This window comes from Trinickia sp. NRRL B-1857 (genome assembly GCF_050470685.1).
GTDB lineage: Bacteria > Pseudomonadota > Gammaproteobacteria > Burkholderiales > Burkholderiaceae > Trinickia.
In genome coordinates, this window is the sequence record NZ_JBFLUK010000007.1 from 1 (window position 1) to 13,145 (window position 13,145).

Below are 13,145 nucleotides of genomic sequence, written 5' to 3' on the forward strand. Positions count from 1 at the left end.
CCGACGTCTGGGATGGCCGAGGATCGCACGCGTCAAGCGGTGGACCGGCTAACGGCCGTGCATCCGACCGGGGACGATACCGACGCGTTCGTCGCCGAACGCTTGGGGCGTGCGCGCCGGCGCCTCGCAGCCGCACATGCTGCCGCGCTGACGCTTGCAGCCGCGCGTCCCATCGTCGATTGCGAGAACGACCCCGACTTCGGAGAAAGCTGCGACGTTTGGCCGGCCGATCCGGGTTATGCGGCGGGACGTGCGCTGGCGCGCGCGAGCGAGCGCGGCGACAAGCAAGCCGCCTTGCGCGATGCGCGCGAAGCCGTCGCCGCGGCGCCCGATAGCGCGCAGCATCGCGTCGAGCTGGTCGATGTGCTCGACGATGCGGGCCGCACGGGGGAGGCGGGCCGACGTGGCGCGGGCGCTGATCGCCGACGGCCTATTGGATTCGCTGCCGCCGCTCGAAGCCGGCTACGTCGCATTGCGTGCCGGCAATAACGCACAAGCGCTTGCGGCGTTCAAACGGGCCGAGGCGCAAGGCAAGCTCTCCGCGACCGAGCTCGCCGATGTCGGTTTCGCCGCCGAGGCCGCGAACCACGATAAGGAGTCGGCGCGCTACTTCGAGCAGGCCATCGACAAGCTCGCGGCGGAAAACCGCCGCCCGTTGCGCGGTGCGGCGAAGGGCGCGGCCGCTCAGCAGCTCGAAGATTTGCGCGCGGCGCACTCGGAGGCCACGCGCCGGTGGGGCTTCGACGCGACGCTCGACTATCGCGGCGCCGGTTTGCAATCGGGCTACGCGAGCACGCCGCGTCCCACCACGAGCAATAGCTGGCAAGCGGGCAGCGAAGTGTACTGGCGTCCGTTCGGTAGCCTTGGCGATCGTATGTTCGAGCTTTATGCGCGCGGCTACGAGACGTTCGGCGTGGCAAGCGGCGGCGGAGCGAGCGGCGCGAGTTCGCTTGAAGCGGCGTTCGGTGTGTGCGCGGCAAAGCCGTTCGCCAACATCGACGCGATCGCCGCCTTCGAGCGCATCGTGCCGATCGGCTCGCAAGCGCAGGGCGATTGGCTCGCGCGGCTCGCTTATTCGGGCGGCATCGGCACCGAGCGGCGCATCGACGTGCCGTCTTGGTGGACGCTTTCCGCGTATGCCGAGGGCGGGCATTACATCGTCCACCCCTCGAATTACGCAACGGCCGTGCTCGAGGCGGGACGCACGTATCGGATCGACCGGGTGAGTCCCGGCTTCACCGTGTTCCCGTATCTCGTGGCCGGCGCCGATTACGACACGGCGATCGATCGAAGCGTGCCGGTCGGCACCGGGGTAGGCATGACGGCCCGCTATGCCTTCCGCGACGGCCACTACGACACGCTGCGTTCGTCGGTCGAATTGTCGGTCCAGTACCGCTGGAAAATCTCAGGCGACGATCGTGCGCGCGGCGTGTTTTGCGGCGCGGTCTTCTCTTACTGAAGCGGGCCGCCCGAGCACATTCGATTTTATTCAGGACAACTTAGAAAGATCGAAACGATGATGAAACGAACCTCAGGTCTGCCCCGATGCGTGCTCGCGACGGCGGGCCGCGCGACGACGTATCGAGCCCTTGCCGTTGCATTGATCCTCGCGGCCGCCTCCACCGAGGCCTATCCCGCCGCGGACGATGTCGCGAGCTTGTATGGGCCCCAGCCGCCGGCCGATGCGACCTATCTGCGCGTCGTCAACCTGTCCACGCATACGGCGAAGCTCGCGCTGCCGAGCGGGGGCGCAGCCGATCGAGCTTGCGCCCGGTGCGGCGAGCCGCCTCGATGTCGTGCGCCCCGGCACGGCGCTGAAGGTGCGCGTCGACGGCGGCATACCCACGGGATCGGAGGGCGCGGCACCGGCAGCCGGCGCCGATACGGTGGGCGAGACCATCACGGTGGCGCTCGAGCGCGACGCGTCGGGCGCCTGGCGGGCGACGCCCATCGCCGCGCCGGCGGCTAGCGCGGACGCGCTGCGGGCTCAATTGCGCGTGTTCAATTTCGTCGAGGGATGCGACGGCAAGATCGCGCTCGAGCGCAGCCCCGCATCGGCCGTCTTCACGGGCGTCGCCACGGGCCACGCGGCCTCGCGCTCGATCAATCCCGTCGCGGCCTCGCTTGTCGCGGTATGCGGGCAAGCGGTGTCGCCGCCGTTCGAGCTGCCTCGGCTCGCGGCCGGCCAAAGCTTCAGCCTCTTTCTGTCGGGCTTAGCCACGCATCCGGTGCTCAGCGGCGCGTTGGACGCGCTGAACTGGCCCGCGCGATGAGCCGCGCCGTCACGCGCCATTTAGATTTCTAGAGGTCACTTCAGCGATGCAATCGAATCATCTTTCACTTGCGGGCAGCGTGCCCGCTTTGCGCCGGCGACGCTTGCTACTCGCCCTGGCGGCCGCGCCGTTCGCGGCCGGGCTGTCGTTCGTCCCGCGCGCGGCGCTGGCGGCGCGGCAAGCCGTGATCGAGGGGCGCGACCGCTGGTTGTTTCCGGGCTGGGAAAGCTATGTGGACGACGATACGGCCGCCTGTCTCAAAGTGGTGGACCTGATCGGCGCGGCCGCCGCCAAACTGAAGGCGCACGGCATTCGCTGCACGATCATCGTGGCACCGCTGAAGGCGCGAGCCGCCGCCGACAAGCTGCCCGAGGGCACCGCGCTTTCCGCTGCGGTCGCGCAGCGCTACGCGGCGATCCTCGCGCACGGCAAGGAAGCCGGTATCGATTTTGTCGATGCGGTAGCGGCGCTCGCGAACGTCGATACCAGTCAAGACAGCACCTACATCCGGGCGGACTACCACTGGTCGGCGCATACCGCCGAGGCCGTTGCCGATGCGACGGCCGACCGGCTGTCGGCGGCCGGTGCGTTGCCGGGCGAGATGTCCGCGCCTCCCGCGCTCGGCGAATGGACCGAGGCAATGGACTTCGGCGATCTCGCCACGTTGCTGCCGCCCGAGCGCCGGCGCGTGATCGGCAAAGATCGCTTCATCGTGCGCGAGCAAGCCGATGACGGCGGCTTGTTGGCCGATGCGGTTCCGGTCGTGCAAGTGGTGGGCAACAGCATGGTGCAGCCGTACCTCGGCTTTCCGCAGCGGCTCGCGCATACGCTCGCGCGCCCGGTCGGGTTGACCTGGACGTTCGGCGATACGGGGCCGTGGAAGACGCTGCTGAACTACCTCGAGTCGCCGGCCTTCGCGAAGCAAAAGCCGCAAGCGTTGGTGTGGCAGTTCAACGAAGGGCAGATGGCTTACGGGCCCGGCGCGTCGGGGGCAGTGGGACGCCCCGTCGATCATTGCCGAAGGGGCGTGGCTCGACCGCGTCGAGAAGGCGCTGGCGCGATGAGCGAGGTCGCGCACCGGCATGAATCCGGCTCCGACGGCGAGCGCGAGCAGGAGGCATCGCGCGCGCGCGCCGTGTTGCGGCAGGGGCATCGCGCGATGTCGGCGTGCGTGGCCGCGCTGCTCCTCGCGGGATTTGCGCTGGCGCTCACCTCGCTCGCCAAGCATGCGAAGACCGACTCGACGCCTACGCTCGAGGATGCCGCGGCGTGGCGTAGCGGCGACGCGATACGCGCCGTCGATCGCGCGATCGACGTTCCTTATGCGGCGGCCTTGCGACGGGCGAGTGCTGCCGTGCGATACCGCCTGTTGGGCGACTTGGGGCCGCAAGTCAGCGAGGGTTGTCCCGGTTGGCTCTTTTATACGAATGGACTGCGTCCGCCGCCGCAAGCACTCGCGCCGGCAGAGGCCAAGCTGCAAGCGCAAATCGCCACGATGCGCCGGTATGCCGATGCGCTCAAGCGCCAAGGCGTGATGCTCGTCGTTGCGACAGTGCCCGATAAGGCTCGCGTCGAAACCGAGGCGCTGTGCGGTTTGCATCAGGACGCACGCATGACGTCGCGCTGGAACGCGTGGCGCGATGCGCTCGCGAGCGAGGGCGTCGCGCAGGTGGACTTGCTCGGTCCGTTGACGGCCGCGCGCCCGGCGTTTTATCGCACGGACGTGCATTGGAACGCGCGAGGCGCGCAAGCGGCTGCCGATGCGTTGGCCGCCGCCCTTTTGCCGCGCGTCGGCGGGCGCGGGCCGACGCGTTTCACGACGACGCAAGACGCGGGCGTGCGCCCGCGCGTGGGCGATCTGCTGCAACTGGCCGGACTGGCCAACGTACCCGACGGCTGGCGGCCCGCCATGGACGTCGAGGTCGCCGAGACGATCCGCGCCGAGCGCGCCGGCGGCTTGCTCGACGACACGCCGCCGGCGCAAGTGCTGCTCGCCGGCAGCTCGTTCTCGCGGCGCAGCGGCTTCGCCGATCGTTTGGGGCGAGCACTAGGCCAGGAGGTATGGAACGTGAGCTTGGACGACGGACGATTCGATCGGGCGCTCGCGGCAATCTGGGCGCAGCGCGCCACGTGGCCGCGCTCGCTGCGCGTCGTGGTCTGGGAGATGTCGGAGGACGGGTTGTCCGAAGCCCCTGTATCGGCAGCGGCGCCGACCGGCAAGGCCGGCGACTCGAGCCGCCGAGACTGAGAGGAAGATACCGATGCTGTTCAACTCGTTCGTCTTCCTGACGCTCTTTTTGCCGATCGCGCTGACCGTCTACTACGCGGTGGGCGCTCGCTCGCCGCGCCTTGCCGCATCCTGGCTGTGTCTATCGTCGTTCGTCTTTTACGGCGCATGGGCGCCGGCGTTCGTGGCCTTGCTCGCGGCGTCGATCGCTTTCAATTACGGCATGAGCCGCGCGATCCTCGCCTGCGCGCCGCGCTCGCGCGGCCGACGCGCATGGCTCGCGACAGCGATCTGTATCGATATCGGCTTGCTCGTGCGATACAAGTATTGGGCGGTGACGGCCGGTGCGCTCATCGAGTGGTTCGGCTTGTCGCCGCACGGCTGGCTTGCGCATACGTCGGCGAGCGTCGTGCTGCCGCTCGGCGTGTCGTTTTTCACGTTCACGCAAATCGGCTACCTGCTCGATTGCAATGCAGGGATCGTCAAGCGCTCCGATGCGCTCGGGTTCGTGCAATTCGTCACGTTCTTCCCGCATCTGATCGCGGGGGCCGATCCTGCATCACAAAGAGATGATGACGCAGTTCGCTCAGGGCGAGACGTATCGGTTGCGGGCGGAAAACATCTCGATCGGCGCGAGCGTCTTCACGATCGGTTTGGCCAAAAAGCTGTTGCTGGCCGATCCCATCGCGCCATATGCCGACGCCGGCTTCGCGGCGCCCGGCGCGTTGGGCGCGTTGCCGGCTTGGGGCACGGCCCTCGCTTACGCGCTGCAACTGTACTTCGACTTCTCGGGCTATTCGGACATGGCCGTCGGTCTGGCGAAAATGTTCGGCGTGCGCTTCCCGTTGAACTTCAACTCGCCGTTCAAGGCCGCTAGCATCATCGACTTTTGGCAGCGCTGGCATATGACGCTCACGCGTTATCTCACCGCGTATCTGTACTACCCGTTGTCGATGCGGATCAATCGCCGGCGAGCGTCGCGCGGCTTGCCGATCGGGCGCGCGGCGCAAGGCTCGCCTTCGGGCTTCGCGGCGACGATTGCCGTGCCGACTTTCTACACGATGGGCCTCGCGGGGATTTGGCATGGCGCGGGTCTTCAATACCTGATCTACGGCCTATTGCACGCGGCGTATCTGACCGTCAATCACGCTTGGCGCAACTGGCGCGCGTCGCGCGGCGGGCCGGCGCCGTCCTCGACCGGGTTCGGTGCGCGGGGTGCGCCATGTTGCGGGCGTATCGACGACCTTCGTCGCCGCGCTGGTGGCCTTCGTCTTTTTCCGCGCGCATGGCTGTGAGCGATGCGCTCGCGATGCTTAAGGCGATGGCCGGCATGCGAGGCCTGGGTGCGAACGCATGGCCGCCGCTCGACGCCGGCGTGCACGGGTTCGCTTGGCTGCGGCTCGCGTTGGGCCGGACGATGCCGGCGCCGCTCGTGGCGCTAGCGCTTGCGATCGCTTGGTTCGCACCGAATTCGCATGAATGGATGGGGCGCTTTTCACCCGCGCTCGAGCGCGCGTCGGGTGCGGTGCCGGCGCGGCTCGCATGGTTCCCGTCGTGGCGTTGGACGGCGGTGGTGGTGCTGCTCGTGCTCGTATGCGCCGCGCAATTGCACGGCGAAGTGCGGTTCCTGTATTTCCAGTTCTGACTCAGTGACTGTTTCTATTCGAAGGGAGATCTCGATGACGTCAACCCAAACCCCGGCGGCGCCGGCCGCTTCCCTGGAGCAAGTCCGGGCGCTCGTGGAATCGGTCGTGATGCGCCGGCTCGAGGCGGATACCCCGTTGATCGAATCGGGTCTCGTGGATTCGGTCCTTGCGGTCGAGATCGCTCTGCGCGTCGAGACGATGTTCGGCGTGCAGGTGCCGCCGACCGAGATCGGCGAACATCTGGCGAGCGTGACGGCGTTGGCCGCCTATATCGCCGACAACACCCCGACTCGATAGGCGGCCAAGATGCGTTTCGATTTAGTCGAGAGCCGTTTCGTCGATACGGATGTGCGTCCCGACGCGCCGGCTGTCATCGCCGCGGACGCCGAGCTGAGTTGGCGCGAGTTGGCCCGCGCGGCGGCCGCTTGGTGCATCGCTGCGCGTGCCGAGGGCTTCGATCGCGATACGCCCGTGATCGTGCGTGGGCATAAGGAAGCCGAGTTTTTCGTGGCGATGACCGGTGCGCTGCTGCTCGGTGCGCCGTTCGTGCCCGTCGATACGGTCTATCCCGACGAACGTATGCGGCGCATCGCTCGGACGCTGGGCGCCTCGACTTATTTCGATGCGCGCCGCGCGCGTTTCGAGCGCTTCGACGCGGATGGCGAGTCGACGGGGGACGGTGCCCGCGCGTCGACGCTGCGCGAGAAGGATCTCGCCTATGTGCAATTCACCTCGGGGACGACGGGCGATCCGAAGGGCGTGCAGATCGGGCGTGAGAGCGTCGCCTCGTTGGCGGAGTGGATGCGCGAGGACTTCGCCCTCGGCGACGCGCCGGTCTTTCTCAATCAAGCGCCGTTCAGTTTCGATCTGTCGATGTACGAGGTGTTCGGCACGCTCGCGCTCGGCGGCACGATCGTGATGATGTCGCGCGCCGCCTGCATGCCGGGTACCGCCTTTGTCGAAGCGCTGGCGAACGCGCGCGTAAGCACGTGGGTGTCGACGCCGTCGTTCGTGCAGCAACAGTTGCTCGACCCGCGCATCGCTCAAGCGTCGTTGCCCGCGCTAACGACGTTCCTGTTTTGCGGCGAAATGTTGCCCGTGTCGCTCGCTCGTCGTTTGCGCGAGCGTTTTCCCGGTGCGCGGATCATCAACACCTACGGCCCGACCGAAGCCACGGTGGCGGCGACATGGATCGTCGTGGACGATGCGGTGCTTGCCGCTCATCCCGATCGCTTGCCGATCGGATACGCGCGGCGCGGCGGCGAGGTGTTCGTCGAACGAGACGAGCTTTGTATCGCGGGTCCGTATGTGATGCGAGGCTATGTGAATCGCGGCGATCTGAACGCGACGAAGATGTTCGAGCGCAACGGCGCGCGGGCATTTCGCACGGGCGATCTGGGCCATGCCGATGCCGGAGGCCTGCTCTTTTGCGATGGCCGCATGGACGACCAAGTCAAACTGAACGGCTATCGCATCGAGCTTGCCGAGATCGACGCCGCGCTCGCGGCGTTGCCGGGGTGGCGCGTATGCGGCGGCGGTGCCGCTGCGGCGCGCGGACGGCACCGTTGCCCGCATCGTCGCATTCGTCGAAACGGGCGCCAACGACGAACGCGGTGCGCAACTGGCACTGCCGCCGGATTGGCTGTGCGCGGCTTGCCGAGCGCTTGCCACCCTAACATGATTCCGTCGGAGCTGATCGCCTGCCGGCTGCTGCCGTTGACGATCAATGCGAAGATCGACCGTGCGCGTCTCGCGGACGATTATCGCCTTGCGATGCTCGATTCGGTGGTGCCCGGCGATGGGCGATAGGTCGAGGGCACGGACGATCGGTGGCGGTGCCCCGATGGAGGCTGCCCGCCCGCTTGCGTGGCGGTGGCGGCGACGGACTGCGCTCGCAGTGTGGATGCTCGCGCTATCGAGCACGGGGCTCGCGATCGCCGGCTCCGTTGCGCCTCGAGCCGCTCGCGCCGGCGCAGGCACTGGCGCAAGGCATCGTTTGGCAACCTGACGAGGATCATGCGAACCCGCGCGGCGACTGGGAGGCGCTTGGCGTTAGCGATTTGCTCGTGCAATGGACGGCCGTCGACGATGAAGCGCTCGTGCCGATGCAAGGCTTTGACGAGGCGGCGCGGCTGCCCGATTGGCAACGTATCGGCCAGGAGCCTTGGGCGCGCGACGTCATCGTCGGTTTAGCAGGGCGATTCGACGAAACGCAAGCGCGCACGCACCTGCCGCGTCTCGCGGCCAATCGATCGCGCTGGCTGCGGCGCCTTGGCCGATGCACGTCGCCGGTTGGTATTTTCCGGTGGAAGTCGATCCGACTTGGAGCAATGCGCGCGCATTGGCGCCGGTGCTGGAGCGGTTGCCTAAACCGCTGTGGATTAGCGTCTACGACAACTCGAACATAGGCGGCGCGGCGCTCGCGGCGTGGTTGGATGAGTGGTTGCCGCGCGACGTCGGCGTGTTCTTTCAGGACGGCTGCGGCGATTACGTGCGCGAACCCGCGGTGGCGCGCGCTTATGCGGAATGCGCTCGTTCAGCGCTTGGCGCCGATCGGGTCCGCATCATTGCCGAGGCGTTTCGCGGTTTGCCGGGCGGCGGATATCGCGCCGCGAAGGCGGCGGAATTGACGCCGCAGTTGCAGGCCTATCGCGGGTATCGCGTTTATCTCTCGACGGCCCGCATTACGTTTCGTCGAAGCTCGTGCGTCAGGTGGTGGAGCGGGCGGGGGAGTAGGGCGGGCGTTTGGCTGAAATCTCGGGTAGATGGTGGTGCTCAGTGAAATCTGGGGCTGCGCGCTACGCCAAAGCGTGCTGCAAATCGGCCAGACGCTTGTCCAGGGTCCAGAGCTGCGCGCCAGGAGTGATCAATGTCGAAGCCAGTAGCGCCATATCCATTAACCCGCACCCAAGTCCGAATAGTTTTTCTCGTTCGATGAACTCTGCTACTTCACCCAAACTCGCCTGATTGGCTGGCTGCAAGAGCCCGATATCGCCAAGTATCTGCGCACGCGGGGCAGGGGGAGTCCCGCAGGCAAGCTCGACTACGACCATCGGATGAGTCAGTGCTAGGTCCAACGCGATCAAATCAACTAGCGCCTCGTTCCGGTCCCTAAAATGGCTTACCCAGACCGAGGTATCGATGAGAACGCTCATTGAGAAACGGGCCCTTCACGACGACGCGGCACGTCTCGAATCTCCGGCATCGTACCGCCCAGAGCCGCGAGTCGCTTGGCGGCTTGTACCGCACGAACGTTTTCATCGCTTCACGGAAGATCTCCCCTTTGTCCATATTGGGGTCCGCCATTTCTAGCGCTTTCTCGTAAAGCGCGTCGTCTATGGTGACAGTGGTGCGCATGATGTGAGCCCCTGCATCTGATTTGATGTAAGTATGCATCTATTGACTCATCAAATCAATGCCTATCGTTTGCGTCGCGAAGCACCCGCACCCTTCAGCGTCTCGTCCAGATACAGCGTCATAACACGTTCGAGTTCGTCGATAGCCGCCGCGCGGTGCGAAACGAGGGCCTCGCTTTGGATCGCCACCGCCGCTTTCATGAGTTGTTGAACGACAGCGGCGCACACCTGCGCCTCCACGGCTTTCATACCCGGCGCTTTCGCACGCAGCACCGCGGCGATATCCGCGCGAAGCCCGCTCTCTCACGCCCGCTGCCGCGGTAACGACCGGCCCGGCGTCTCGACGAGCGGTGCGAATGCCGGATGCGCCGCGCGGAAGTCGACGAACGCACGCGCGAGCCGATGCGCCAATACCGCGATATCGAGCGCCGGCGCCGCCTCGCGCAGCCGGCCGAGGTCGTCGATCAGCGTCGTCAGATACGCTTCGAGCAACGCATCCGCCAGCACGTCTTTGGTCGGAAAGAACTGATAGAGCGAGCCGATCGACGCTCCCGCGCGCGCCGCGATCGCCGTCATCGTCGCTGCGTCGAATCCCTTCTCGGCAAACTCCGCCCCGGCCGCATCGAGCAGCGCCGCCACGCGTGCGCGGCCCCGCTCGCGGCGAGGCGCCTTCGCGTCCGCACGAATGTCGTCGTCCCGCGACTTGCGTTTTGTGAGGTCATCCTCATATACTCCGTTTTGTGAGGGTATCCTCGTCTTTGAGGGGTGTCGCTCCCATAGACCCGTTTTGCCGTCCATGCTCAATGGGCGGCCGACGGACATACCGCCCTGCGATCTCCAAGCGAGACGTATTCGGACCGCTTTCGACTCATCGCGTTCAACGTCGCAATCAACCGGACTTCAAGCACCCATCATGGACATCATCGATCCACGTAGCACCGCGCTCGTTCTCATCGATTTGCAAGAAGGCATCTTGCCGTACGCGAAAGGGCCGCGCACGGCCGACGCCGTGTTGGACGCGAGCGTGCGGCTCGCCAAGCGCTTTCGCGAAGTGGTGCGCGCCGGTCGTGCTCGTGCGCGTCGGGGCCGAGCCCCGATTTCGGCGACGTTTTGCGGCAAAGCGTCGACCAGCCTACGGCCTTCCCGCCCGGTGGACTGCCCGACAATTGGTGGACCTTTCCCGCCGAACTCGAGGCGAGCGAGCGCGATATTCTGATCACGAAGCGGCAGTGGAACGCGTTTTACGGCACCGAACTCGATTTGCAATTGCGTCGGCGCGGCGTTCAAACGATCGTGCTCGGCGGCATTTCGACGAACATCGGTGTCGAGTCGACCGCGCGCGCCGCATTCGAGCACAACTATTCGATCGTTTTCGCGGAAGATGCCATGGGCTGCGCATCGACCGAACAGCACGAAGCGTCCGATCCGCTTCATCTTCCCGCGCCTCGGACACGTTCGCCAAACCGACGACGTCCTTGCGGCAATCAAAGGGTAACGCGCGAGGTTGGGCTCGACGCATCGCGTCGCCGCAAAGGCGCGATGCGCCGATTCGGTTCAGATAGCGGGACGCCGGACACGCTGAGCCGGTATTGAGTGGTCTCTTCGTTTCGCATACCGGTCAGGCAATCGACTCACGCCGATATACGGCAGACTGCGATGTGGCGCGCTCATACTATTGGCGTTTCGCCTTTACCCAGTAAGGCCTATCCGCAGCGATGCCGCAAATTGCCGGCCATCCCAAAGCGATTCGTTGCAGTCCTCCAATCGGCCGTTTAAGTCGCGTCTACCTACCAATTTTGGTGGGACCTATTTAGTACCAATATCGCTATAGATCTCCTACGATACGGAGCGATTCATCGCCGCCGGACTCGAGCGGAAGGATGCACGGCTCGCTTAACCGGCACCTTCAAACGTAACGAGGGCAGATCCATGAAGCGAACACTCACGAAGGTACTCGCGGTAACGGCTTTCTCGCTGGCCGCGATGACTTCGCACGCGAGCAACATCTACGCGCCGTACGTCGACATGACCGAATGGCCCACGCCGATCCTCGATAACATCGGCGTGCAGCAAGGGATCCAGCAGTTCACGCTCGCGTTTGTCGTGGCCGGCTCCGGCGGCTGCGTGCCCTCATGGGGCGGCGTGCAGGCCATTGGGCCCGGCAACACCTCAGACCTTTTGACCGCGATTTCCGGCGGCATCAATAACTATCGGGCGAAGGGCGGCGAGGTGCCGTCTCGTTCGGCGGCGCGAACGGCACGCCGCTCATGCAAGCGTGCTCCGACGTGCCCTCGTTGCAAGCAGCCTTTCAAACCGTGGTGGACACCTACAGCCTGACGCATATCGACTTCGATATCGAAGGTTCGGCGCAAGACGATCTGGCCGCGCTCGCGCGCAACTTCCAAGCGGTCGCGCAAATGCAGACCGCGATGGCCGCGAAAGGCAAAACGTTGCACGTGACGCTTACGCTTCCGGTGCTCGCCTCGGGATTGACCGACGAAGGCTTGAACGTGCTCAACGCGGCCATCCAAAATCATGCGGCGTTCGATGTCGTCAACGTGATGACGATGGACTACGGCCCCTCGGCGTAGAGATGGGGCAGGCTGCGATACAGGCGGCGCAATCGCTCTACTCGCAACTCGATACGGCTTTTAAGGGCGTCGGGCAGACGAAGACCAGCGCGCAACTCTGGCAAATGGTGGGCGTGACGCCGATGATCGGGGTGAACGATACCCAGGGTGAGACGTTTACGCTCGACGATGCGCAGACCGTGACCAATACCGCCGTCACGAACAATACGGAATCCTCAGCAATTGGTCGGTCGGACGCGACCTGGCTTGCGCGACACCGGGCGGATCCGCTTCCTCGAGTTGTTCGGGCGTCGCGCAAACGCTTACCAATTCGCTTCGATCTTCGAACGGTTCGCCGATCACTGGGGTGCGGGGCGTGACGAAGGATCCCTCGTACGGCGGCGGATCGAGCGGAGGAAACGGGCGGGTCGGGGCCTGCGCCCTGGTCTGCGTCGCAGGTCTACACCGCAGGCATGCAAGTGACGTATCAAGGGTCGACTTATCAAGCGCAGTGGTGGACGCAAGGCGACGTACCGGGGCAATCGTCGGTATGGAAGCTCGTATCGGGCGCGACGCCGAATTGGTCCGCTTCGGTGGCTTATTCGGGCGGAAGCTGCGTGATGTACCAAGCGCAAAGTATTGCGCGCAGTGGTGGACCCAAGGGAACGTGCCGAGCGACGGCGGCGTGTGGGTGAAATCGAGCTGACGAAACGCGATACCGGAGCAAGCGGGCGAACTTGATGTAGATCAATAAACGTGCGCGATCGGCGGGGCGAGCCGGTCGCGTACATCGCGACCATGTGACCCTTTTCCTAAATTTTGTTGAGCGCCCTTTAGCTATTGTGTTTTCAAGCCGTTAGCCAGGCATGAACGAATACGAGGCCGCATCGCAGCCCTCGTCGCGATCGGTCCTTCAGCAGGGCTCTACCGAGCCGTCTTCCGCTACCCAACCCGATAGGACTACGAACTAACCGTTCGTCGCGACGTTGCACGCGGATGCCTGCGCATGGGCGGCCCAGTGCTTTGGATTGGAGTGATTCATGTTTGTCGCAATCGGTTGGCTCATGGTGTTG

Annotated in this window: 11 protein-coding genes and 5 pseudogenes; 11 read left to right on the forward strand and 5 right to left on the reverse strand. The window is 65.4% G+C overall.

The features are described 5' to 3' along the window. The 4 genes and pseudogenes from AB1286_RS20680 to AB1286_RS20695 all read left to right on the forward strand — a co-directional run. Positions 1–489 (forward strand): annotated as a pseudogene (locus AB1286_RS20680) (hypothetical protein); the annotation flags it as partial. Further along, a complete protein-coding gene (locus tag AB1286_RS20685; RefSeq protein ID WP_430365167.1) occupies positions 404–1,459 on the forward strand; it encodes an NfrA family protein in 1,056 nt (351 codons plus the stop codon). The pseudogene AB1286_RS20680 and the gene AB1286_RS20685, both read left to right, overlap by 86 nt. Before the next feature lie 223 nt (positions 1,460–1,682). Continuing rightward, positions 1,683–2,273 carry a hypothetical protein gene (locus AB1286_RS20690; RefSeq protein WP_430365168.1) on the forward strand — a complete coding sequence of 197 codons (591 nt, stop codon included), beginning with the start codon at positions 1,683–1,685 and terminating at the stop codon, positions 2,271–2,273. Positions 2,274–2,319: 46 nt separating this feature from the next. After that, positions 2,320–4,521 (forward strand): alginate O-acetyltransferase AlgX-related protein, encoded by a 2,202-nt coding sequence (locus AB1286_RS20695; RefSeq protein ID WP_430365169.1) that lies wholly within the window; start codon positions 2,320–2,322, stop codon positions 4,519–4,521. A 195-nt stretch (positions 4,522–4,716) separates the two neighbouring features. Here AB1286_RS20695 and AB1286_RS20700 read toward each other — a convergent pair whose 3' ends face one another. After that, on the reverse strand, positions 4,717–4,938 hold the full coding sequence (locus tag AB1286_RS20700; RefSeq protein WP_430365170.1) for a hypothetical protein: 222 nt from the start codon (positions 4,936–4,938) through the stop codon (positions 4,717–4,719). 134 nt (positions 4,939–5,072) lie between these two features. Between AB1286_RS20700 and AB1286_RS20705 the strand changes: the two genes are divergently transcribed. From AB1286_RS20705 to AB1286_RS20725, 5 genes and pseudogenes are all read left to right on the forward strand, one after another. Next, complete coding sequence (locus tag AB1286_RS20705) at positions 5,073–5,795, forward strand: MBOAT family O-acyltransferase (protein WP_430365171.1); 723 nt, start codon at positions 5,073–5,075, stop codon at positions 5,793–5,795. After that, positions 5,786–6,145 carry a hypothetical protein gene (locus AB1286_RS20710; RefSeq protein ID WP_430365172.1) on the forward strand — a complete coding sequence of 120 codons (360 nt, stop codon included), beginning with the start codon at positions 5,786–5,788 and terminating at the stop codon, positions 6,143–6,145. The genes AB1286_RS20705 and AB1286_RS20710 overlap by 10 nt, the downstream gene beginning before the upstream one ends. A gap of 34 nt (positions 6,146–6,179) precedes the next feature. Continuing rightward, positions 6,180–6,443, forward strand: a complete 264-nt coding sequence (locus AB1286_RS20715; protein ID WP_430363527.1) for an acyl carrier protein — start codon at positions 6,180–6,182, stop codon at positions 6,441–6,443. Positions 6,444–6,452: 9 nt separating this feature from the next. Further along, positions 6,453–7,955: pseudogene (locus AB1286_RS20720) on the forward strand (AMP-binding protein). A gap of 469 nt (positions 7,956–8,424) precedes the next feature. Next, positions 8,425–8,928, forward strand: a complete 504-nt coding sequence (locus AB1286_RS20725) for a hypothetical protein (protein ID WP_430365173.1) — start codon at positions 8,425–8,427, stop codon at positions 8,926–8,928. Here the strand turns inward: AB1286_RS20725 and AB1286_RS20730 are convergent. The 4 genes and pseudogenes from AB1286_RS20730 to AB1286_RS20745 form a co-directional block, all read right to left on the reverse strand. Continuing rightward, positions 8,922–9,301 (reverse strand): annotated as a pseudogene (locus AB1286_RS20730) (type II toxin-antitoxin system VapC family toxin). The gene AB1286_RS20725 and the pseudogene AB1286_RS20730 overlap by 7 nt on opposite strands. Beyond that, a pseudogene (locus AB1286_RS20735) lies at positions 9,298–9,503 on the reverse strand (type II toxin-antitoxin system VapB family antitoxin). The pseudogenes AB1286_RS20730 and AB1286_RS20735 overlap by 4 nt, the downstream one beginning before the upstream one ends. Positions 9,504–9,565: 62 nt before the next feature. Next, positions 9,566–9,751 (reverse strand): hypothetical protein, encoded by a 186-nt coding sequence (locus AB1286_RS20740; protein ID WP_430365174.1) that lies wholly within the window; start codon positions 9,749–9,751, stop codon positions 9,566–9,568. Between the two features lie 54 nt (positions 9,752–9,805). Further along, the gene (locus tag AB1286_RS20745; RefSeq protein WP_430365175.1) at positions 9,806–10,141 is read right to left on the reverse strand and encodes a TetR family transcriptional regulator; all 336 of its coding nucleotides are present in this window, start codon (positions 10,139–10,141) and stop codon (positions 9,806–9,808) included. 471 nt (positions 10,142–10,612) lie between these two features. Between AB1286_RS20745 and AB1286_RS20750 the strand changes: the two genes are divergently transcribed. Then, a complete protein-coding gene (locus AB1286_RS20750; protein ID WP_430365176.1) occupies positions 10,613–11,095 on the forward strand; it encodes an isochorismatase family protein in 483 nt (160 codons plus the stop codon). Positions 11,096–11,485: 390 nt separating this feature from the next. Then, positions 11,486–12,778 (forward strand): annotated as a pseudogene (locus AB1286_RS20755) (chitinase). Positions 12,779–13,145 lie beyond the last annotated feature (367 nt).

What these genes read in the sequence shown, in the direction of transcription:
- AB1286_RS20690 (WP_430365168.1), top strand. Translation starts at nt 1,683, where the DNA reads ATGCGACCTATCTGCGCGTCGTCAACCTGTCCACGCATACGGCGAAGC.
- AB1286_RS20695 (WP_430365169.1), top strand. Translation starts at nt 2,320, where the DNA reads ATGCAATCGAATCATCTTTCACTTGCGGGCAGCGTGCCCGCTTTGCGC.
- AB1286_RS20705 (WP_430365171.1), top strand. Translation starts at nt 5,073, where the DNA reads ATGACGCAGTTCGCTCAGGGCGAGACGTATCGGTTGCGGGCGGAAAAC.
- AB1286_RS20710 (WP_430365172.1), top strand. Translation starts at nt 5,786, where the DNA reads ATGGCTGTGAGCGATGCGCTCGCGATGCTTAAGGCGATGGCCGGCATG.
- AB1286_RS20715 (WP_430363527.1), top strand. Translation starts at nt 6,180, where the DNA reads ATGACGTCAACCCAAACCCCGGCGGCGCCGGCCGCTTCCCTGGAGCAA.
- AB1286_RS20725 (WP_430365173.1), top strand. Translation starts at nt 8,425, where the DNA reads ATGCACGTCGCCGGTTGGTATTTTCCGGTGGAAGTCGATCCGACTTGG.
- AB1286_RS20740 (WP_430365174.1), bottom strand. Translation starts at nt 9,751, where the DNA reads ATGAAAGCCGTGGAGGCGCAGGTGTGCGCCGCTGTCGTTCAACAACTC.